Annotated in this window: 16 protein-coding genes; all 16 read left to right on the top strand. The window is 63.5% G+C overall.

Going from position 1 to position 21779, the window contains the following annotated elements:
* Nucleotides 1–392: 392 nt before the first annotated feature.
* Nucleotides 393–1952, top strand: coding sequence for a phage tail sheath family protein (locus tag BM118_RS42190; protein ID WP_244550071.1), 1560 nt, complete (start codon nucleotides 393–395; stop codon nucleotides 1950–1952).
* Between the two features lie 17 nt (nucleotides 1953–1969).
* A complete protein-coding gene (locus BM118_RS07130; RefSeq protein WP_092183474.1) occupies nucleotides 1970–2497 on the top strand; it encodes a phage tail protein in 528 nt (175 codons plus the stop codon).
* Between the two features lie 58 nt (nucleotides 2498–2555).
* On the top strand, nucleotides 2556–3254 hold the full coding sequence (locus tag BM118_RS07125) for a T4 family baseplate hub assembly chaperone (protein ID WP_210189032.1): 699 nt from the start codon (nucleotides 2556–2558) through the stop codon (nucleotides 3252–3254).
* A 1045-nt stretch (nucleotides 3255–4299) separates the two neighbouring features.
* Entirely contained in the window at nucleotides 4300–5529 is a 1230-nt protein-coding gene (locus BM118_RS07120; RefSeq protein ID WP_092183470.1) for a Pvc16 family protein, read from the top strand.
* A complete protein-coding gene (locus BM118_RS07115) occupies nucleotides 5526–7511 on the top strand; it encodes an ATP-binding protein (RefSeq protein ID WP_092183468.1) in 1986 nt (661 codons plus the stop codon). The genes BM118_RS07120 and BM118_RS07115 overlap by 4 nt, the downstream gene beginning before the upstream one ends.
* Complete coding sequence (locus tag BM118_RS07110) at nucleotides 7508–7768, top strand: hypothetical protein (RefSeq protein WP_092183466.1); 261 nt, start codon at nucleotides 7508–7510, stop codon at nucleotides 7766–7768. The genes BM118_RS07115 and BM118_RS07110 overlap by 4 nt, the downstream gene beginning before the upstream one ends.
* Complete coding sequence (locus tag BM118_RS07105) at nucleotides 7765–10134, top strand: eCIS core domain-containing protein (RefSeq protein WP_092183464.1); 2370 nt, start codon at nucleotides 7765–7767, stop codon at nucleotides 10132–10134. The genes BM118_RS07110 and BM118_RS07105 overlap by 4 nt, the downstream gene beginning before the upstream one ends.
* 39 nt (nucleotides 10135–10173) lie before the next feature.
* Nucleotides 10174–10827: a hypothetical protein gene (locus BM118_RS07100; RefSeq protein WP_092183462.1), complete on the top strand. Its 654-nt coding sequence runs from the start codon at nucleotides 10174–10176 to the stop codon at nucleotides 10825–10827.
* Nucleotides 10824–11174, top strand: coding sequence for a LysM peptidoglycan-binding domain-containing protein (locus BM118_RS07095; RefSeq protein WP_210189031.1), 351 nt, complete (start codon nucleotides 10824–10826; stop codon nucleotides 11172–11174). The genes BM118_RS07100 and BM118_RS07095 overlap by 4 nt, the downstream gene beginning before the upstream one ends.
* A complete protein-coding gene (locus BM118_RS07090) occupies nucleotides 11174–12328 on the top strand; it encodes a hypothetical protein (RefSeq protein WP_092183459.1) in 1155 nt (384 codons plus the stop codon). Before BM118_RS07095 ends, BM118_RS07090 begins: the two co-directional genes overlap by 1 nt.
* Nucleotides 12325–12861 (top strand): phage baseplate assembly protein V, encoded by a 537-nt coding sequence (locus BM118_RS07085; RefSeq protein WP_092183457.1) that lies wholly within the window; start codon nucleotides 12325–12327, stop codon nucleotides 12859–12861. Before BM118_RS07090 ends, BM118_RS07085 begins: the two co-directional genes overlap by 4 nt.
* Nucleotides 12862–12880: 19 nt before the next feature.
* Nucleotides 12881–13207, top strand: coding sequence for a PAAR-like protein (locus BM118_RS07080; protein ID WP_092183455.1), 327 nt, complete (start codon nucleotides 12881–12883; stop codon nucleotides 13205–13207).
* A 4-nt stretch (nucleotides 13208–13211) separates the two neighbouring features.
* Nucleotides 13212–13568 carry a GPW/gp25 family protein gene (locus BM118_RS07075; RefSeq protein ID WP_092183453.1) on the top strand — a complete coding sequence of 119 codons (357 nt, stop codon included), beginning with the start codon at nucleotides 13212–13214 and terminating at the stop codon, nucleotides 13566–13568.
* Between the two features lie 3 nt (nucleotides 13569–13571).
* Complete coding sequence (locus BM118_RS07070) at nucleotides 13572–16409, top strand: putative baseplate assembly protein (RefSeq protein ID WP_092183451.1); 2838 nt, start codon at nucleotides 13572–13574, stop codon at nucleotides 16407–16409.
* A complete protein-coding gene (locus tag BM118_RS07065) occupies nucleotides 16406–19561 on the top strand; it encodes a baseplate J/gp47 family protein (RefSeq protein WP_092183449.1) in 3156 nt (1051 codons plus the stop codon). The genes BM118_RS07070 and BM118_RS07065 overlap by 4 nt, the downstream gene beginning before the upstream one ends.
* A complete protein-coding gene (locus BM118_RS07060; RefSeq protein WP_092183447.1) occupies nucleotides 19558–21774 on the top strand; it encodes a hypothetical protein in 2217 nt (738 codons plus the stop codon). The genes BM118_RS07065 and BM118_RS07060 overlap by 4 nt, the downstream gene beginning before the upstream one ends.
* Nucleotides 21775–21779 lie beyond the last annotated feature (5 nt).

The following is a 21779-nucleotide window of genomic DNA, read 5'->3' as shown; positions in this document are numbered from 1 at the left end:
AATGCGGGCCTGACCTCATCTGCTATCGGCTGGACATCGCTGCCGGCCTTTACCCAGCAAAGACCGCGACGACTCCGCTCGGAACGTCGTGACAATGAATGATCGCGCAGCTGCGCCCGCTATGGGCACGGCAAGGGATTCTATTGCTCTTTTGGTTGCTCGCTGCAGATGCTTATCGCTAAGGGGAGAAAACCTCGATGCCCGTCGCACTTTCCTATCCAGGCGTCTACATAGAAGAAATTCCAAGCGGAGTCCGGACCATCACCGGGGTCGCGACGTCGATCACGGCGTTTGTCGGCCGCGCGAGCTCGGGACCCGTTGACAAGCCGATCACGATTTTCGGATTCGGTGATTTCCAGCGCCAGTTCGGCGGTCTCGGGGTCGACTATCCCATGAGCTATGCCGTCGCCGACTTCTTCCGCAATGGTGGCGGCCAGGCGATCATCGTCCGCATCTTCAAGTCGAAGGGCGGCACCGGGAAAGGGGGCGTCACCGTCGGAGGTCTTGCGCTCGAGGCGGCGAATCCGGGCGCATGGTCGAACGGATTGGAGGTCACGCTCGACGACAACGTCACTGACGATGCGGCTAAGCGACTCGGCCTCGCCAGGACCGATCTCTTCAACTTGACGGCCAGGCTGACGGTGAACGGACAGGTCGTCGCGCGAGAACAGTTCCTCAATCTCACGACAAAGGACACCACGAATTTGGCCGGCCGCGCGCAGCGGGTTGATCGCGTCCTACAGCAGTCGTCGCAACTGCTTCGTGTTCCGGATCCGTCGAAACTGGCCACAACGTCGGTCACGTTTCCTCCCGATCAGGGCAGCGGTGGCGCGACGGGAGGCGCAGGCGGCGGCGGTGCTGCGGCGGGCGGCGGGCAAGGCGGCGCCGGCGCGGCCGGAGCAGCAGGTACCGGCGGCGGAGCTGCAGGAGGCGGTGGCGATGCAGCGGGTCCGGGTGGCGCGGCGAGCGGCGGCTCGCCAAAGCCGAAATCCCTTTCCGGCACGGTCCATGTGCCTGACAGCGACGCCGAGGCGCCGGTCGATAAAGACACCTACACCGGCGACAGGGACAACAAGAAGGGACTGTTCGCGCTTGAAAATGCCGACCTGTTCAACCTGCTTTGCATTCCGCCGGACAGGCCCGGCGGCGACACCGATCTGGCGGTCTACAAGGAGGCAATGAGTTACTGCACCCAGCGGCGCGCCATGCTGATCGTGGATCCGCCATCGAGCTGGGGCGACAACTTCGCAGTCGACGATCCGATCGGCAAGCTTACCGCACTCGGCTACAGCGCTGACCATACGCGCAACGCCGCGCTGTTCTTTCCGCGGGTCGCGGCTCCCGATCCGCTCAGCAAGGGGCAGCAGGCGACGTTTGTTCCATGCGGTCTGGTCGCCGGAGCGATGGCCGCAACGGACGCGAGGCGTGGCGTGTGGAAGGCACCCGCCGGTCTCGACGCGGGATTGAGCGGTATAGACGAACTGACGACGAAGCTCACCAATGGCGAGAACGGGGTGCTCAACCAGATCGGCATCAACTGTCTGCGCAACTTTCCGATCTATGGCAACGTGATCTGGGGCTCCCGTACGCTGCGCGGCGCCGACCAGATGGCGGACGAGTACAAGTACATCCCGGTGCGCCGGCTAGCGCTCTTCATCGAGGAAAGTCTGTTCCGTGGTACGCAGTGGGTCGTATTCGAGCCGAACGACGAGCCGCTCTGGGCGCAGATCAGGCTGAACCTCGGCGCGTTTATGCACACCCTTTTTGTGCAGGGCGCCTTCCAGGGACAGACGCCGGCCGCCGCCTACTTCGTGAAGTGCGACAAGGAAACCACCACGCAGAACGACATCAATCTCGGAATCGTCAACATTCATGTCGGATTTGCGCCGCTGAAGCCTGCCGAATTCGTGGTGCTTCGGATTCAGCAGATCGCCGGAAACATCCAGACTTGAAATAGGGGGAAGCCATCATGGCTCAGTTCAGTGTGAATACGACCCGTTTCGACCCCTACAAGAACTTCAAGTTCAGGGTGAAATGGGATGGCAAATACGTCGCGGGCATCAGCAAGGTCGGTGGCCTCAAACGCACCACCGAGGTGGTCAAGCATCGTGAGGGTGGCGATCCCAGCAGCAGTCGGAAGTCCCCGGGCCGCAGCGAGTACGAGGCAATTTCGCTCGAGCGCGGTGTCACCCACGATACCGAGTTTGAAAAATGGGCAAACAAGGTCTGGCACTTCGGTGCCGGGCTCGGAAGCGAGATCTCGCTGAAGGACTTTCGCAAGGACCTGCTGCTTGAGGTCTACAATGAGGCCGGGCAGGTCGTGATCACCTACAAGCTCTATCGCTGCTGGGTGTCGGAATATCAGGCCTTGCCCGACCTCGACGCCAACGCCAACGCGGTGGCGATCCAGCATATCAAGCTGGAAAACGAGGGTTGGGAACGCGACGAGAGCGTCGTCGAGCCGACCGAACCGACCTTCACCGTACCCGCCCAGTGATGCGATGGCGGTACCGTCGACACAGCATCTGCTAGCGGCCTGGGAGCGCGGGCGAGCGGTGTCGGGACAGGATGAACGCGCACTCGCGCTATTGACGGCGGCGCACGCAGACCTGCCGCGCGCCGCCGTCGCCGAACTGCCCATCGGCGAACGGGATCGCCGGCTACTGACTCTGCACCAGGACTTGTTCGGTCCGCGGCTTACGGCGCTGGCAACCTGTCCCGAATGCAGTGCATCGCTCGAACTCGAATTCGATGCCGAAGCGTTTGGCGCAGCCCTAGAGGATGAGTTCGCCACTGAACAGGCTGATGCTCCATTATCGTTCAGCCATGACGGCTATGACATTGTGTTTCGTTTGCCGAACAGTCGCGACGTGCTGGCCTTGCGCCAGGGCCGGCCGGATGAAGAGAACAAGCTCCGTCTGCTCGAACGTGTGGTGCTTCGTGCATCACGCGACGAACAGGAGGTTCCGGCGGCAAACCTGCCCGCGGCCGTAATCGACGCCCTGGAAGGGCGTCTGTCACTTGTCGATCCGCATGCCGATATTCGGCTCGATCTGGATTGCTCCGCGTGTCGGGCGCGATGGCAGGCGCCATTCGGCATCGTGTGCTTTCTCTGGAGCGCGGTCGATGCGTGGGCGCTGCGCCTGTTGCGTGATGTTCACCGGCTCGCGCGCGCCTATGGCTGGCGCGAGGCCGATATCCTGGCGCTCAGTTCGCCCCGGCGGCAATGCTACCTGGACTTGTTGGACGAATGAGCGGGTACCTGACCAACCTTGTGCGACGTGCAACGGCATTGGAGCCTGCCGTCAGGCCGCGCCTGCCGTCGATCTTCGGCCCGATGCCGGCCTCCGAATGGGACGGCCCGACTGAGACAAGCGACGATAATTTCGCCTCTGAAGTCGTTGCGCCGCGGCACGAAAACCCGATGACACGAACATCGGTGCGGCCGCCTCAGACTCCAGTTGGGCGTGAAGTTCCCACGCGGCAGGCCAGCGCGCCGCAGCGATCCACCACCTCGCATCCGCGTGCGAGCGGGATCATCGCGCCGCCGGTCGGGTCCATCGCAGCCGCGACCGGGACAGATCGCCCTTCCGCGCATCCGGGCGAGGCAACAGCGGAAACGGTTGGTGTCCCGCTCGAGCCGCCGCCACGCGCAGAGCCGGATGACGTGGTTCGCAGCAGCGGTTCGACGGTGGAAGCGTCGGGGCGGGCATCGACCCGCCCAATTTCGAATGCGGCGCAGAGCAGTGAGCGCCGCGGACATCCCTCCGATGCGCCGTTAGCCGATCCGGCTCCCATTGCTGTTTCGGCCCCGCGACGCGTCAATGTGAAGCATCCGGCCAGCGATGATCGCGATGAACCACCGCGGATCATGGCGACTGAGCGCGCGAAAGCTCGCGAAGCGCACAATCGCATTGAGCCCACGGGTCCACTACACGTCACGCGCGCTGATTTGAGGCCTGACATTACCGAACCATCGCACCAATCCGCGGTTGATTGGAACGACGAGACAGCCCGGGAGACGATAGAGCCTCGGGCGACGCCACGCCGGCGCGACGAATTCGATGTGAGGCGAGGGTCGTCGCAGGCCCCCGCGCATTCGCGCCAAAGCCAGGCCGCGCGACGCGAAGGTTCGCGCGACGAGCGATCGACGGCTACGGAGCCGGTCATCCAGGTAACCATCGGAAGGGTCGAGGTGCGGGCCTCGACGTCGGCCGAGCCCCGGCAAAAATCGCGGTCGTCAAGCGGTGCAACCAGTCTCGACGACTACCTTCGCCAGCGTTCCGGGCGGAGCAGCCCATGAGCAACTCCGCAGCCATCGCTGCCGTCACGGCGACACTTCGCAACCTCCTTACCATGGGTGTGGCGACCGACCCCGACCTGGTCGATACCACAGTCACTATGCAGCCGCTGGATCGGGCCCGGACCAATGGCAACAGCGCCAATCAGATCAACATCTTTCTCTATCACGTGATGCCGAGCAACAGCTGGCGCAACATGCCCTCTCCGACGACAGTGCGCCCCGGGGAGTTCGGCGCTCCGGTTCTCGGACTCAATCTCTATTACCTGATCACTGCGTTCGGCCGCGACAATGATGCGCAACGCCCGTTCAGCCATCAACTGCTCGGCCGCGCCATGAGCACGCTGCACGATCATCCGCTGCTCGGCGCCGACGAGATCAAGGCGGCTCTTCCTGACAATGATCTGTGGAATCAGGCGGAGCGTGTTCGCTTCACGCTGCAACCGCTCTCGGTAGACGAGATCGCAAAGCTTTGGCCCGGATTTCAGACCCAATACCGGCTGTCGGTGGCCTACGAGGCCGCTGTCGTTCTGATCGACAGCACGCGATCCGTCGTGACGCCGCTTCCGGTTCTCACTCGCGGTCAGTCCGACCGCGGCATCTCTTCGCTGGCGAACGCGCTCTCGCCGTTTCCGACCATCGACAGCGTGGCCCCGCCGAACAAGCAACCGGCGGCCCTGCTGGGAGATGCGATCACGCTCGCCGGGCGCAATCTGTCCGGTGACCAGGTCACCGTCAAGTTTACCAACCCGCGGCTGGCCGCGCCGGTTGAGTTGCCGGTCGATGGTGCGTCGAGCGATTCCGAAGTCATCGTCAAGCTGCCCAACGAGCCGGCCAATTTGCCAGCCGGGCTGTACACCATTGCCGTGATGGTCCGGAAGCGGGCTGAGTCCGACCACACCAGCAACGAAATGCCGCTGGCGGTTGCCCCGCGGATCACGTCGCAACTGCCGATCGAGGCCCAGATCGTGCAGGGCACGGTGACGATCCCCTTGACCTGCGCGCCGCAGGTCCGCCCCGAGCAGCGCGTCGCGCTGCTGCTCGGCAGCCGCGAGATCCCGGCAGCGCCGCGCACGGCGCAGACCGACCAGCTCGCGTTTGTGGTCGCCGACGCGATTGCGGGGGAATTCTGGATCCGCTTGCGCGTTGACGGCGTCGACAGCCAGCTGGTCGATCATTCGAAACGGCAGCCGTCCTTCATAGACACACAGAAGGTGAGGATCAGATGAGCGAGGCGGCAAAATGGGAGGCGCTGAATTCGCGTCATCTCGCGGCCGCCATGAAGCGGCTGAAGCTGCGTCTCGAGCGGCTTGCGAGCGGAGATAAGGCAAAAGCGCCGGCCGCCCGCCCGGAGACGCCGGCCGCCAAACCGCGAGAGGAAGGCCTGCCGGCGTTCCTGATGCTCGAACGGACGCTTGGCCTTTCCCCGTTCGAGCGCGATCTGCTGCTGCTCTGCGCCGCCGCCGAATTCGACAGCGCGTTCCCTTCCTTGTTTGCAAAGGCACAGGGCGATCCCGGCCGCACGTCGCCGACATTCGCGCTTGCCCTGTCGTTGCTCGATGACCCCACCTGGGATGCGCTGTCTCCGGAGCGGCCGCTGCGCTACTTCAAGCTGATCGAGATCAATCAGCCGGGTGCCCAGGCGCTGACCGTCAGCGCGCTGCGGGCCGACGAGCGCATCGTCAACTATCTCAAGGGTCTCAACTACCTCGACGATCGCCTGGCGCCCTATGTCGCCGCGGTCGAATCCGCTTCCCCGGCCGCCGAGATGCCGCCCTCGCAGTGCGAGCTCAGCCGGCAGGTCACCGCACCCTGGCAGCTTGCCTCCACCACGGCGCCGCCGCCGATCGTTCAATTGCTGGGAGCCGATCCCGGCGGCAAGCAACTGATTGCGCTTGACGTCGCCGCGCAACTGAGGCGGCGGCTCTTCCGTATGCCGGCCGACGCGCTGCCGGCGCAACCGGCGGAGCTGGAGATGCTGGCCAGGCTGTGGCAGCGCGAAAGCCTGCTGCTTCCTGTCGCGCTCTGGATCGATGCGCAGGAAATCGACGCTTCCGATGCGCATGCTGCGACGGTCCGTCGATTCCTGGCCCGCTCCGGCGGGTTCGTGATGTTGTCCGTGCGCGAGCCGTGGCCGCGGCTGCTGCGCGAATCCAGCACCGTCGACATCCTCAAGCCGACGATGGACGAGCAGCGCGCGGCCTGGCAGCGCATTTGCGGTGAAGGTGACGCGCAAGGACCGGCGGCGTTGGCCAGCCAGTTCAATCTCAACATCGCCGATATCGCCAGGGTTGCCGCGATCACCAAAGCCGAGCAGGGCTCCGAAGAAACCCCGTTGCGCGACCGGCTGTGGGACGCTTGCCGCGCGCGGGTGCGGCCGATGCTGGACGCGCTGGCTCACCGCATCGAGCCGAAGGCGAGCTTCTACGATATCGTCCTGCCGGCGGAGCAAACCGGTCTGCTTCATCAGATCGCAGCGCAGGTCAACCAGCGCGGCAAGGTGTATGGCGAATGGGGTTTTGGCGCCAGGGCGAACCGCGGGCTCGGCATCAGCGCGCTGTTTGCCGGCGACAGCGGGACCGGAAAGACGATGGCGGCCGAGGTCATCGCCAACGAATTGCGGCTGAACCTCTATCGCATCGATCTTTCCGCCGTGGTCAGCAAGTATATCGGCGAGACCGAGAAGAATTTGCGCCGGCTGTTCGATGCGGCCGAGGATGGCGGCGCGATCCTGTTCTTCGACGAGGCCGACGCGCTGTTCGGCAAGCGTAGCGAGGTCAAGGACAGCCACGACCGCTACGCCAATATCGAGATCAACTATCTGCTGCAGCGCATGGAATCCTATCGGGGGCTTGCGATCCTCGCCACCAACATGCGCGGCGCGCTGGATAACGCCTTCACGCGGCGGCTGCGTTTCATCGTCAATTTCCCGTTCCCCGGCGTCGCGGAGCGGCGGGCAATGTGGCAGAAGGCATTTCCGCCGGAGACCCCGGTGCGCATGCTCGATTACGACCGCCTGGCGCGCCTCAACCTGACCGGCGGCAGCATTCACAATGCCGCGCTGAACGCGGCTTTCCTCGGAGCCTATGCAAACTCGCCGGTGACGATGCCGCTCGCGCTTGCCGCCGCGCGGGCGGAATTCGTCAAGCTCGACCGCCCGGTCAACGAAGCCGACTTCCGCTGGCTCGAACCTGCGGGAGCCAGCGCATGAACATCCGTCTGCATATCGAACGGCTGGTGATCGATGGCTTGCGTTTGAATGGCTCGGACGGAGCGCTTCTCAAGGCCTCGCTCGAAGCCGAGCTCGGCCGGCTGCTCGCGGACCGCGGCGTCAGCGGCGAGATCGCCGCGGGCGGGGCGGTGCCGTGCGTCGATGCCGCGCCGATGCAGGTGACGCGTGAGGCGACGCCCGCCCAGATCGGTCGCGGGATTGCGCATTCGGTGTTTTCGGGGATCGCCAAACAATGAGTGGACGCACCCTGGCCACCGCACAGAAGCAGACCGCGACGCCGATGGCGCCGGGCCGCATTCTGCAACGCAAATGCGCATGCGGAAATCATGCGATGAGTGGGCAATGCGAGGCCTGCAAAGGGAGCAGTGGTTCCGAGGGGAAGCTTACGATCGGATCTACCACCGATCCGCTGGAGCAAGAGGCCGATCGGGTTGCGGATCGTGTTGTGGCTGCGCCTGCGTCGCATTCCGATGCTTCAGTGAATTCCATTCAACGTTTCGCGACGACAACGGGTCAAGGCCCCGGTGTCGCACCGCCCAGTGTTGAGCGAGCCTTGGCCGGACCGGGAACGCCGCTTCGCCCGGACCTGCGGCAGGATATGGAGCACAGCTTCGGCTACGATTTCAGCAAGGTGCGCCTGCATACCGATGATGCGGCAGCGCGATCGGCCCGCGACATTTCGGCCAACGCCTACACGTCGGGGAATGACGTTGTGTTCGGCGCGAGCAAGTTTTCGCCGGAATCGCCAGGTGGCCGGCGATTGCTCGCCCATGAGCTTGCGCATGTGGTGCAGCAAGACGGTTCGGGTCATGGCGGGTCCTCCGGCCAGGCCCTCGTTCAGCGTGACAGCACCAGTTTTCCGCCAATCTCTCCCGATGTCGCAAAGAGCTGGGGAATGCCACCTGCTGCGGCGAAGGACACCGGGAACGCGCACTCGGCTCCACCGGAACATCTTCGTCCAAAGCAACAACCTCGTACGCTCGAACAAGTTATCGCGGCCGGGAATGTCGATCCTCACAAGGCCAAGGTCGACAAAGACCCGCCGATGATGGCTCTGGGGGACAAGTTCAAGAAGGTGATCACGCTCGCGCTTACCAAGAAGCTCAAAGGAGAGGGGCTGGAGCGGCTGAACGAACTGATCACTCCGGAAGCCATTGGCATGATGGCGGCCTTTACAATCGTTTACGTTGCCTCGCAACTCACGCCAGCAGGTTGGGCCGCGGACATCCTCGTCGGCATTCTGCTCGCGGCGACGGTACTGATGCTTGGCAGGGAAGTCATTGAGATCGTCAAGCTACTAATAGAGTTCTGCAGGAAAACCTCCAACGCAAAGAGCGAAGAAGACTACGACGAGGCTGCAACGCTATTTGCCCGGGCGATAAGCAAACTCGGGATAGATATTATCCTCGCGATCCTGTTCCACAAGGCAGGCAAGCTCGCCGATCTGAAACCTCCCGGACCTCGTTCACCCGGTATCGTTGAGATACTAAAACCGCGCGGCGGCCCCACAACCATCAGGCAGCCCGTGCTCCAGCCGGCTGATGGCCTGCACGCCGTAACCGCTTCTGGCGTTGAGTTCATACCTGCTCAGCCCAAGCCTACGGGATTAATGGCGGAAGGGCAGAGCGGCGTTGGTGGCCCGAAGGGCGCCAGCGTCGGAGGCGCGGGCAAGACGCCGGCGGGCGGTGGGCCCACCGGCCAAGGTGCCGGCAAGCCGCCGCAAAAACTACCCGGGAAGAATCTTGCAGCGGCCGATGCGCTAGCCAAAAAGAAACCCCCTAGGCCGGGCGAACTGATCGAGGAGGGGAAGGATCTCGTCGATTCAAGCAAGGCTGAGCCTGAAGCGAAATCTTCTGATCCGAAATCTTCACGAGCCGAGTCTACGGCAGGCGAACCATCCAGAAGCACGCTCCGGAAAGAGCTGCGACAGAATCTCGAAAAGCGCATTGAAGATCTGCAATCACGCATCGACGAGGTTCTGCAGGAAAAGAAGCTGGTCCAGAAGGAGTTGCAATCGATCAACAATGAACTGAAGTCGATTGATGAGCAGCTAAAGACCTCCAAAGACAACAGCGCCCTGCTGGAGAGAAGGCGGAATTTGGAAGCTCAGCGCGAGAAGCTGAAGAAGCGTGAGGCCGAGGAATTGGGCTCGACCGCAGATCTCGAGCTGCAGAAGCAACAGGCAAAAGATCTCATAAACGCGACCGGAGCCGATTATCTCAAGGCGCTCACCGACGCTGCATGCAAACGCAAGGAGTACACGGAGGTAAAGGCGGGCGGAAAAGATGAAGTCTTTGGAACGACCGGCCTCGATCTGGAAGTCGATCATGTCTATCCAAGGTCGAAGATTTTTGAAATCCCCGGCTTTGAGAAGCTGTCTTGGGAGCAACAAGTCAAAATATTCAACTATCGAAAAAACCTGAAATTGATTCCCGCTGAAGTCAATTCATCGCGCGGAAACATGCCCTACAAGGACTGGGCCCGAAACAACCCGTCGTCCTATGCGAAAAATGAAGCAGCAATGAAAAATCTGAGCGCTCTCGAGACAACGATGGAGGCCGAAATAGTCAACCTGATCAAAAACCCGAACCTTATCCAGTAGCTGCGAAATGACTGGCAAAACAATGGCGCGAAGCTTATTATGACCTCTTTCCCCGGCTCACCGAAACTCCTCAAGGGCGGCATCGTGCTGCTCAATCCGGATTCCGGCGTGCCGGCGCAGATCGTGGTGCTGCAGTACAATCCCGATACGCTGAGCCGCACGCTGCAGCCCCAGGGTATCGGGCCGGAGCCGGGCGACCGCCTCGAGGCGCTGCGGCTCAAATCGCCGCCGATCGAGACCATCAAGCTCGAGGCCGAAATCGACGCGACCGACCAGCTCGAAACGGCAGCATCGATCGTCGCCCGGCTCGGCATCTTTCCGCAGCTCGCCGCGCTCGAGGTGATGATCTATCCGACCAGCGCGCAGCTTGCCGACAACAACAGCCAGTCGCAGCGCGGTGTGCTCGAGATTGCACCGATGGAGGCAGCGCTCGCGCTGTTCGTCTGGAGCCAGTCGCGCGTGCTGCCGGTGCGGCTGACGGAGTTCAGCATCACCGAGGAAGCCTTCGATCCCAATCTCAATCCGATTCGCGCCAAGGTCAGCCTCGGCATGCGCGTGCTCACGGTCAACGATCTCGGCTTCGCTCACAAGGGAGGAAACCTGTTCATGGCCTATCTGCAGCAGAAGGAACAACTGGCCCGTGTGGGCGCGCAGGGCGCGCTCAGCGCCCTTGGCCTGAAAGGGATTCCATGAGCGCCGCATTGACCCAGGTCCCGCCCATGAGCGCGCAGGGGACGATGTTCGGGCCGACCAGCCGTTACTTTGGTCTCGCGACGACGTCCCTGCAGACCCGGGACGGCCAGACCGTCATCTACCTGACCCGCCGTTTCGTGCCGCAACCCGGTCAATTCGCGCTGCTGCAGACGCACAGGGTGGTCCAGGGCGAGCGCCTCGACAACATCGCCGCGCAATTTCTTGGCGATCCCGAAGCATTCTGGCGGCTGTGCGACGCCAACAACGCCATGCGTCCGAACGAACTGACAGAAACCATCGGCCGCCAGCTCCGCATCACGCTGCCACAGGGAGTACCGCAAAGCTAATGCTGAAGGGATTCTACCTCACGCTTCTGATGGGACCGACGGTGCCAGTGCCGGCGCCGCAGGCGGTCATCGATGCGCTGACGAGTGCCCAGGTGACGGTCAGCGCCGGACAGGCCAGCGGTTTCCAGATGACATTCGCGATGAGCAAGAAATCGCCGCTCAATACCCAGTTGCTGCCGGTCGGCGCCTTCAATCCGGGAATCCGTGTGATTCTCGTCGCGACGGTGAACAGCCTGCCGACCGTGCTGATGGACGGCATCATCACGCAGCACACGGTCACGCCAAGCAACGAACCCGGACAGTCCACGCTCGCGGTGACCGGGCAGGACATCAGCCTGATGATGGACCTTGGTAATGGCGGCGTGATCGGCGGTCTGCTGGAGATAGCAATCCCGTTTCCCAGCCTGCCGACGGTGGGGATCGTCGAACTGGTGCTGCTCAAATATGCCACCTACGGCATCATTCCGCTCGTCGTGCCGCCACTGCAGGTCGACGTTCCCCTGGTTACCGATGGCTGGCCCACCAAGACATCGTTCGACAGCGATCTCAATTTTCTCAAGAGCGCGGCCGAGGACGTCGGCTACGTCTTCTATGTCGATGCGGGTCCGGTCCCCGGGACCAACGTCGGCTATTTCGGTCCGGAGATCAGGATCGGCGTCCCGCAGCCGGCCCTCAACATCGACATGGACGCGGAGACCAATGTCGAGTCGCTCAGCTTCACCTATGACGGCATGGCGCGCGTGCAGCCGACGATCACCATCATGGACCCGATCACCGGAAAGATTCCGATCCCCATTCCGATTCCCGATGTCAGCATCCTGCGGCCGCCGCTGGCAATACGGCCGGCGCTGGCGATGCGTTCGGCTCCGCTGGAGGATGTCGCGAACCTCGATCCGATTCCCGCCGCGCTGCTCGGCATCGCCGAGTCGGCAAAGCCCGACGCGATCACCGGTTCCGGAACGCTGGACGTGCTGCGCTACGGACGTCCGCTCAAGGCGCGGCAACTGGTCGGGGTCAGGGGAGCGGGGACCGCCTATGACGGCCTGTACTATGTCAGCAGCGTCACCCACAGCATCAAGCGTGGCGAATACAAGCAGAACTTCAGCCTGGCGCGGGAAGGGCTGATTTCACTCACGCCGCGGGTAATCCCATGAAGGCCAGGACCAAGAAACGATTTTTCGGGAAGTATCGCGGCGTCGTCGAGATGAATGCCGATCCCGAACTGAAGGGCCGCATCCTGGTGATGGTGCCCGACGTGCTGGGGGCAGTGCCGACCACCTGGGCGTTGCCGTGTCTGCTGAACGCGGGCGTGAAGAGCGGCATTCATGTGATTCCGGCGGTCGGCACCAACGTGTGGGTCGAGTTCGAGCACGGCGATCCCAACAAGCCGATCTGGACTGGCTGCTTCTGGGGTTCGACCACGGAAGCGCCGGTAACTCCGCCGCCGCAGAGCAATCCGATCGTGCCTCCGGATGTCGTCGTGCAGACAGTCGCGCAGAATACCGTCTTCGTGAGCGGAAATCCTGCAACCGGAATCACCCTCTCGTGCGGTCCGCCCCTGCTGCCGACCTCACCGCGCATCACCATAACGCCGGCCGGTATCATGATCACCGACGGCAAGGGCGGATCGATCAGCATTATCGCCGGCGTTGTCGCCATCAATGAACTGGCTCTTGTCGTGAAGTAGTCGCACCGGAGGATCAACAGTGCCTGGGTTTCTGGTCAATCTCTCGACAACCGTCACCTGCACGCATCAGGGGCCGGCGAAGCCGACGATGACGGCTCCGAACGTCCTGGTGATGGGCCAGCCGGTTGCCATGCAGACGTCTGTCTATGTCGTCACGCTCTGCACGCTGCCGCCGCCTCCGGGGGCCAATGGTCCCTGCGCGACGGCGCCGACCTGGTTCAATGCAGCAAAGCGGGTATTCGCGAATGGCGTGCCTGTGCTGCTGCAGGACAGTCAGGCGCTGTGCATACCGAGCGGTACCCCTCTGATTATTTCGGCCAACCAGGCCCGCGTACTGGGGATGTGAGGTCATGAACATCGCTTTTCCGCTCCACTTCGACAGCCACGGCCGCACCGCGACAACGGACGACGACACCCATATCCGCGAGATGATCGAGCAATTGCTGTTCACCAATCCCGGCGAACGCGTCAATCGTCCCGATTTCGGCAGCGGGCTCCTGCAGATGGTGTTTTCTCCCAACAGTCCGGAAATGGCGGCCGCAGTTCAGTTCTCCTTGCGCGGCGCGCTGCAGCGCTGGCTCGGTGATCTGATCGAGCTCCAGGACCTGCAGGTCACAAGCCAGGAGTCAACGCTTACGATAGGAGTCCAGTACGCCAGGCGACAGACCGGCGAGACCCGGATCGTGCAGATAACGCGGGCGGTGTAAGTCATGGCATCGAACTCCTCCGAATTCTGCCGCGAGCCGCAGCGGCGTCAGGACATCCGCAAGGGCGGTTCCACCGGCATCGACTACATCGAAGTCAGCGATGACCGTTTGACGTTGACGGTGTTCTTCCTGAACCGGATCACAAGGCCGATCGTTCCCGCCAATGTCGCGATCACCGGCGGGGCGCGGGTGCGCGACATCAAGGTGACCGGCGTTCGGCTGCGTGGTCCCGAGGACGCCGACGGCGACAACAGCATGGAGGTCGCAATCGACCGTCCGGGCGACGGGTCGACCTATACGTTGAGCCTGGTGGACCTCGATGACGACGGCGAGCCGACGGACCGCGTCCTGCCCGGCATCGATCCCCGCTATGCGCGGGCCAACTTCAGCTTCCGGCTCGACGAGGTCTCGGATGTCGACTGCAAGCAGCCGCCGGCAGCTCCAAAGGCCGTTCTGCCGGTACCCGAGATCAACTATCTCGCCAGGGACTACGGCTCTTTCCGCCAGCTGATGCTGGACCGCCTTGCCGTGACGGTCCCCGCATGGCGGGAGAACCATGTGCCGGACATCGGCATCGCGCTGGTCGAAGTGCTGGCCTATGTGGCCGATCATCTCAGCTACTACCAGGATGCGGTGGCGACCGAAACCTATCTTGGCACCGCGCGGCAGCGCATTTCGGTGCGCCGTCACGCCCGGCTGGTTGACTTTGCGATGCATGAAGGCTGCAACGCGCGCGCCTTTGTCTTCGTCGACAGCGGCTCGCAGGATGTCACCATCGAGGATCCTGCCGCGATCCTTTTCGCGGCCGGCTACGATGGACCCAGGCCTCCTCAGGGGGGCCCGCTTCTGCTTGATCAGATGTCTTTCGGGCCGGCGGACCGGCCCGTGATCTTTGAACCGATGGCCGAGGGAATGATCGCCCTCCACGCCGCTCACAACGAGATCTCGTTCTATGCCTGGAGAGATCGCGACTGTTGTCTGCCGGCAGGGGCGACCTCGGCGACGCTGCGCGACGAGTGGAAGGAAACAGCCGCGGCCGAATACACCACGGCCGAAACGCAGCCGTACGAAAAGCCCAGAGCGCGCAAGCGATCGGCCAAATCGTCCACCGGATACGCTGTGCAAAGCGCGCCGCCAAAGGAGCCGCCGGCAACGCACAGCGGCGAGCGCCAGCTCAATTTGCGGCCGGGCGATATTCTCCTTTTCGAGGAAGTCAAAGGACCGGAGACAGGGAAGGCCGTCGACGCGAATCCCGCCCATCGCCATTTTGTGAGGTTGACCGAGGTCAAGCAGGGACGCGACCCGCTGTTCGACCAGCCGGTTCTGGAGATCACCTGGGCAAGGGAGGACGCACTTCCGTTCGCGCTGCGGCTGTCGAATGCACTGGATCCCCCGGGCGAGAGCACTGTCAGCGTGGCCCGCGGCAATATCATCCTTGCAGATCATGGCGATTGGACCGGGCAGGGCAGCCGGATCGTTTACGAGGATTTGTCCGCGCCGGTGTCGGGGAAGAAGTTCCGGCCGGCGCTGCACGCGGCACCACTCACGTTCCGCGATCCGAAGGTCGATCGGGGCGCGGCCATGAAGCAACTGCTGCAGGACCCGAGATCGGCGATACCGCAGCTCATCGTGTACAGCATTGCTCCGCGGCTCGACGGGGCGGCCCCGCCTTTCACCTTTGCGGATTTGCAGCAGCCGGCGCGCCTTGCCGCGCAATTGAATCAGGCGCAACCGGATCCGAGCCGCTCGGATCAGAAACTGTCGGACCCGGAACAGGAATTGGCGTGGCTCAATTTTCGCGATCGGATGTCGGTTGCTGCAGAGGGACCGGCGCCAATACCGAATGATCCGGCGAATGCGGAGAAGTCGGCCGGAGCACTGAAGGACAAACTCAAGTCGCTGCTGCGGATCTGGACACCGCAGCGTGACCTGCTTTCGAGCAGGAGCAACGACCTTCACTTCGTCGTCGAGATCGACAACGAGGGTGTCGCGCACTTGCGCTTTGGCGACGGCAGGAACGGCAAGGCGCCGGAAATCGGAGAGAATTTCGCGGCAACTTATCGGGTGGGGATCGGATCTGGCGGAAATGTGGGGGCCGACACGATCACGCAAATCGTAACGAGCTCGGAGACCCTGCACAAGGCTGCGATCACCGTGCGCAATCCGCTGCCGTCGACGGGCGGGACCGATCCCGAGTCGATCGAGAAGGTGAAGCTGCTGGCCGCCAAGGCCTTCCAGGGCGAACTTGTCCGCGCCGTCAGCGCCGACGATTATGCGCGCCTCGCCGAACGCAATCCCAGGGTGCAGCGGGCTGCGGCCGAGTTGCAATGGGTTGGAACGCGATACGAGGCGCATGTTGCAATCGACCCGCTCGGCACGGAGGAGGTGGATCCGGCACTGCTTCGGCAAATCCGGGTTTACCTGTTCCGCTTCAAGCGCATCGGGCACGATGTGATCGTTGTCCCGCCGACCTATGTTCCGATCGACGTCGCCATGACCGTGCAGGTGCAAAGCGGTTTCGCCACGGGGCATGTCGAGACGGTGCTGCGCGGGATCTTCTCCGATCGCACGTTGCCGGACGGCCAGCTCGGATTCTTTCATCCCGACAATCTCAGCTTTGGCGACAGTATCCACGCCAGCAGGCTGATGGCTGCGGCGCAGGCTGTCGGGGGTGTGGAGAGCGTCATCGTCACCAGGCTGCAACGCCGCTTCCAGGCTCCCGACGAAAAGCTTTACGACGGCGTCCTGCCGATCGGTCCGCTCGAGATCGCCCGTCTCGGCGGCAACAGCGCGTCGCCGGAAAACGGCAGGTTCGTTCTTACGGTGCGAGGTGGGCAATGACCGAGCCATGCGACTGCTTCACGACGGCGGCGGCGCAGGTGCCGAGGTCGACGGTCAACCGCCCCGGGCTCAGCGCGCTGAGCCACCGGATCGGAACCTATCCGACCTTCGTCGAGGCGATGAAGGCCAAGCTTTCGCATTTCGATCTGTCCGGCTTGAAGACCCGCGAGCCCGGAGATCCCGCCATCGCCTTGCTCGATGCCTGGGCGATGGTCGCCGATGTCTTGACCTTCTATCAGGAGCGCATTGCCAATGAAGGCTTTCTGCGCACAGCGGTCGAGCGCCGTTCGGTGCTGGAGCTTGCGACCCTCGTCGGCACAGCGCTGCGTCCGGGCGTTTCGGCATCCGTCAGCGTCGCCTATACGCTGGATCAGAACAGCGCGGCGACGATTCCGGTCGGCAGCCGGGTTCAGAGCCTGCCTGTGCAAGATCAACTGCCACAGATGTTCGAGGTTTCCGATAACCTCGCCGCGCGGGCGGCGTGGAACAATCTCGCGCCACGGCTGACCAGGCCGCAGATACTGGATGCGAAAGGCCCGACGATCTACGCGGCCGGGCTCTCGACCAATCTCAAGTCCAACGATCCACTGCTCGTGATTGCCAGCGATCCGGTCGTCAGGACCATCGCCGCCGTCGAGCCGGAGCCACCGCAGGCGCGCACCAAAATTACCCTGTTCGGTTCTGATCCGCCACAGCAACTCAACGCGAGCAATGTAGAGGTACCGGCGTCCCGGATCACCAACTTCGTCGCATTGTTGCAACCCCTCGCCAAGCTGCCTGCCGCGTCGCCAGCCGACCCGCTCGAGATCGCGCGCCGCCTGCCGCTCGCCTTTGCGCCGGACTCAGGCACTGTGCCGCTGATGGTGCGACTGCTGAAACCCGAGGCGCGAACACAGTTCTTCGATGCCGTGCGGCACGCGACCGTGGCGCCGCCGCCGGGCGGCGCGGTTCACGCATTTCGGGTCAAGGCCGCACCCTTCGGACACAACGCGCCCCTGAAGCCGGTTACCGATGAGGATGGCATCGCCATCGGCACCGAGGAGTGGCCGTTGTCGCATGCAGTCTCGATCAGCGTGGTGATCTCGCGCAAGACACGGCGGGCGCGGGATCTCGGTGCCGTGGTCGATATGGAGACGCTGTTCAGCGACGCAAGAAAGTCGGTCCTAGTGCAGATCGCGCGCGGATCGGAGAAGGCGAGCCAGTCCTTCGACCTGCCCAACGACACTTCGTCCTTCCGGGTCGGCCGATGGGGCGTCGTCGCCACGTTTGAGAATCGAACCTTCACGCTGAAGTTCGATGATTTCGCCTGGTCGTGCGAGATCGGTCTTGCCGAAGAGGCCACGGTTCTGACGGTGAATACGAACGGGCGCACGTTCGAGATGCCGATCGGCCATGCGGCCGAGAATGCGGCCGGCGGCGAACGACTGCGGGTTTCGACCATGCATGGTCTTGCAATCGATCGCGTAGCGCCGCTCGCGCCTGAGCCGCCGAACGTGATCGACCTCGATGCGGCCTATGACCAGATCGCTCCCGAGAGCTGGGTGGTGATCGATTTTGCGGGGACGCGTCCAGCGGTGATCGCGCAGGTCGAAGAAGTGCACAAGGTCTCGGTTGCGCGATACGGCATCACCGGGCGGGTGACCCGCCTGCGGTTGACCAAGCCATGGCTTGGACCGACCGACCTGATGCTGTCGGCGGTGCGGCCGGTGAGCGTGCTTGCGCAGAGCGAGCAGCTTGAGCTCGCGGAAACGCCGATCGAGGAGAAGATCTTTGGCGACACCGTCGAGCTTGCCGATTTCTATGGCGACCTTCCAGTCGGCCGCCGGCTGATCGTCGAGGGTGAGCGCACCGACATCGAGGCGACCAGCGGCATCAAGGGTGCGGAGCTCGTCACCGTGGCGGGCGTCGATGTGCTGCCGCCCGACGGCGATCCAGCGTCCTATCCGGGCGAACGCGTTCATTCCCGGCTCAAGTTCGCGACCCCGCTCGGTTATGCCTACAAGCGCGACACCGTCGTGATACACGGCAACGTTGCCTCCGTCACCCACGGGGAAACCAAGCGCGAGGTGCTGGGCAGCGGCGACGCGTCGCGGGCGACGCAGCGGTTCACGTTGAAGCAGGGACCGGTCACGCATCTTGCAGCGTCGACGCCAAGCGGGACAAAATCGACGCTTGAGGTTCAGGTCAACGGCGTCCCCTGGACGCAGGTTGACTCGTTCACCGATGCCGGCCCGTCCGATCGCTGCTACGTCACGCAAACCGACGAGGCCGACAAGACGACGATCATATTCGGCGACGGCGTCAATGGTATGCGCCTGCCGACCGGGCAGGAAAACGTCACGGCGTCCTATCGCATCGGGCTCGGCTCCGAGGGAAATGTTTCAACTGGCGCCATCAGCCAACTCGCGACGCGACCGTTCGGCGTCAAGGCGGTTGTAAGCCCGTTGGCAACGAGCGGCGGTGTCGATCGGGACGTCATCGACCAGGGCAAGGCAAACATCCCGCGCGCCTCGGTAGCAATGGATCGATTGGTCTCCGTCGAAGACTACGCCGGCTTCGCCAGCCTATTCGGCGGCGTAGGCAAGGTGGCGGCGATTGCGGTACCCGGTCGCCGGCCCCTCGTCTACCTGACGGTTGCAGGTCCAACCTGGCAGGAAAACAAAAGGGTGACGCAATACGACAATCTGCGGCAGGCGCTCGCGCTGGCTGGCGATCCCAACATCTTTTTCAGGATCGACACGTGCGAGCTCATGCTTCTGATCGTCGCGGCGCGGGTAACCATGAGGTCCGACTGCGTCTGGGCGAATGTCGAGCCTAACATCCGCGCCGCCTTGATCGATCGCTTCGGATATGAATGGCGCCAGCTCGGCCAGTCGATCGCCTTGAGCGAGGTGGCCGCCGCCATTCAGGGCGTCCCGGGTGTCGCCGCAGTCAACGTCGTCACGTTCGATTCAGTGAGCGCGTCGGATGTCGACCTCGACAGCAGCCTCCGGCGAAAGTTGGCCAGCCTTGGCGTTGGGCCGCCGCCGTCCTCGATCGAGGTCCGGCCGGTGCGGATCGATCCTGTGACGCTGAAGCCGCTGCCGGCCCAACTCGCCTTTCTGAGCGCGGAGCTGTCCGTCACGCTGATGCTCTCGGAGGTCGCCCCATGACCGTCACAACCGATCGCCCCGACAGGCCGGTGAACGAGCGCCTCTACAATCTCCTCCCGGTGGTCTACCGGCAGCGGGACGCCGAGGTCGGTGCGCCCCTGCAGCAACTGCTCGGGTTGATCGGCGAGCAGGTTGACCTGATCGAGAGCGATATCGCCCAACTCTACGAGAACTGGTTCATCGAAACCTGCGATGACTGGGTGGTGCCCTATATCGGCGATCTGATCGGCTATCGGCCCCCCGCCGGGACGGGGGTGGTGGATGGCGCGGGCGCGCAACCGAACAGCAGAATTCTCTCGGCGCGGAGCGAGGTCGCCAACGCCGTCCGTCTGCGCCGTCGCAAGGGATCGTTGTGGCTGCTCGAGCAATTGGCCGAGGCCGTGGCAGGTTGGCCGGCGCGCGCCGTTGAGCTGGGGCGCCGGCTCGGACAGACGCAGTCGATCGATCATCTGCGGTTGCGCCGCGGCGGAACGATCGATCTCCGTTTGACGGAACGGCTTGAGCTGCTCGGCACCCCCTTCGATTCGGCGAGCCACGCGGTCGAAATGCGGGCCATCAACTCGGATCGGTCGCTGGGCGCCTACAATGCCGACAATGTCGCGGTCTATGTCTGGCGCCTGCCGGTCTATCCGGTGACGCGAACGATCGCCTACTGCCTCGAAGAGGCCGGCGACCATTGTTACACGTTCAGCATTCTCGGCAATGACGCCCCGCTCTACACGCTGCCGGTTCCCGATCCCGAACCCGAAGACATTGCTGGTGAGAAGAACCTGCCGGTGCCATTGCGCCGTCGCGCGCTCGAGCGGCGCGTCACGGTCGATGGTGTCGAGCACATCGAGGCGTCAGCGCATTATTACGGCGACGGCAGGAGCCTTGCCGTCTGGGCGCCCGGCTGGGCGGGAAACTCCAACGCCGTGCCGGTGCCGGCCTCGCGCATCATCCCGGCTGATCTGGCCGACTGGCGGTTTCGTCCACCGCACGGCTTCGTCGCCATCGATCCCGAACTCGGCCGCCTGGCGTTTCCGCCGACGCAATCGCCGACGGGGGACGTCATCGTGTCCTACCACTATGCGTTCGGCTGTGACATCGGCGGCGGCGAGTATCAGCGCACGCCAGATGTCCCGGCGGGCGTGCGAATCTACCGCGTCGGCGAGGGCACCGAGTACACGACTATCGCACAGGCACTTGATAGCTGGCGCACGGACGGTTGCGACAAGGCCGTGATCGAAGTGGTAGACAATGGCGTTTATGCGGAGGAGATCGACATCGACTTCGACAAGAAGCGCAGCCTTGAAATTCGAAGCGCCAATCAGAGGCGGCCGGTGATCAATCTGCTCGATCGGCGCGCGGGCCGCCCGGACGCCTTCATGGTCAAAGGCGGCGACACCGGAAGCCGGTTTGTTCTCAATGGTCTGCTCGTGAGCGGGCGCGGACTGGAGTTTCGCGGCACGTTCGATGAGATCGCGATCCGGGACTGCACGCTGGTGCCGGGTTGGTCGATTCAAAGTGACACGAGGTTTCACCGCCAGACCGAGCCGAGCCTTGCGCTGATAAATGTCTCGGCCCGCCTTAGGATCGAGCGGAGCATCGTCGGTGCCATTCACGCCGCGCAGGAGGACGTGACGGTCGATCCGGTCGCGCTGCAAGTCAGCGACAGCATGGTCGATGCCACCAGCGACGACCTGCCGGCGATTGGCGCCATCGAAGGCGCGGTTGCCCCCATCACGCTGACCGCGAAGCGCGCGACTTTCCTCGGACACGTTCATGTCCACGCGGTCGCGCTCGCCGAGAACTCCATTTTCACCGACCATATCAAGGTGGCGCGTCGTCAGTGGGGCTGCATCCGGTACTGCTACGTGGCGCCAAACTCGCGTACGCCGCCGCGATACTATTGCCAGCCGGACCTCGCCGAAAAAGCGATCGAGGAGAGCGAGCAGGGGGCGGAGCGTCTGTCTCGGGCCGAACGGCACACGTTGCGCCATGCGGAGCAGCTTCGCGTCGCGCCGCGATTTGCGACGATCCATTACGGCGAGCCGGCCTATGGTCGCCTGGCAACGGACTGCGCCGAGGAAATCAGGCGCGGTGCCGAGGACCGGTCGGAACTCGGCGTATTCCACGATCTATTCGAAGCGCAACGCGCGGCGAACCTGCGTGCTCGACTTGCCGACCATGTTCCGGCCGGAACCGAGGTCGGAATCATATTCGCCAGCTGATGAGG

This window comes from Bradyrhizobium sp. cf659, assembly GCF_900113725.1.
Taxonomy (GTDB): Bacteria; Pseudomonadota; Alphaproteobacteria; order Rhizobiales; family Xanthobacteraceae; genus Bradyrhizobium.
This window is presented reverse-complemented; position numbering and strand designations above follow the sequence as displayed.

Coding starts and splice junctions, on each gene's coding strand:
- BM118_RS07115 (WP_092183468.1), top strand. CDS start 5,526: ATGAGCGAGGCGGCAAAATGGGAGGCGCTGAATTCGCGTCATCTCGCG.
- BM118_RS07075 (WP_092183453.1), top strand. CDS start 13,212: ATGAACATCGCTTTTCCGCTCCACTTCGACAGCCACGGCCGCACCGCG.
- BM118_RS07100 (WP_092183462.1), top strand. CDS start 10,174: ATGACCTCTTTCCCCGGCTCACCGAAACTCCTCAAGGGCGGCATCGTG.
- BM118_RS07060 (WP_092183447.1), top strand. CDS start 19,558: ATGACCGTCACAACCGATCGCCCCGACAGGCCGGTGAACGAGCGCCTC.
- BM118_RS07110 (WP_092183466.1), top strand. CDS start 7,508: ATGAACATCCGTCTGCATATCGAACGGCTGGTGATCGATGGCTTGCGT.
- BM118_RS42190 (WP_244550071.1), top strand. CDS start 393: ATGAGCTATGCCGTCGCCGACTTCTTCCGCAATGGTGGCGGCCAGGCG.
- BM118_RS07130 (WP_092183474.1), top strand. CDS start 1,970: ATGGCTCAGTTCAGTGTGAATACGACCCGTTTCGACCCCTACAAGAAC.
- BM118_RS07065 (WP_092183449.1), top strand. CDS start 16,406: ATGACCGAGCCATGCGACTGCTTCACGACGGCGGCGGCGCAGGTGCCG.
- BM118_RS07070 (WP_092183451.1), top strand. CDS start 13,572: ATGGCATCGAACTCCTCCGAATTCTGCCGCGAGCCGCAGCGGCGTCAG.
- BM118_RS07085 (WP_092183457.1), top strand. CDS start 12,325: ATGAAGGCCAGGACCAAGAAACGATTTTTCGGGAAGTATCGCGGCGTC.
- BM118_RS07090 (WP_092183459.1), top strand. CDS start 11,174: ATGCTGAAGGGATTCTACCTCACGCTTCTGATGGGACCGACGGTGCCA.
- BM118_RS07120 (WP_092183470.1), top strand. CDS start 4,300: ATGAGCAACTCCGCAGCCATCGCTGCCGTCACGGCGACACTTCGCAAC.
- BM118_RS07095 (WP_210189031.1), top strand. CDS start 10,824: ATGAGCGCCGCATTGACCCAGGTCCCGCCCATGAGCGCGCAGGGGACG.
- BM118_RS07105 (WP_092183464.1), top strand. CDS start 7,765: ATGAGTGGACGCACCCTGGCCACCGCACAGAAGCAGACCGCGACGCCG.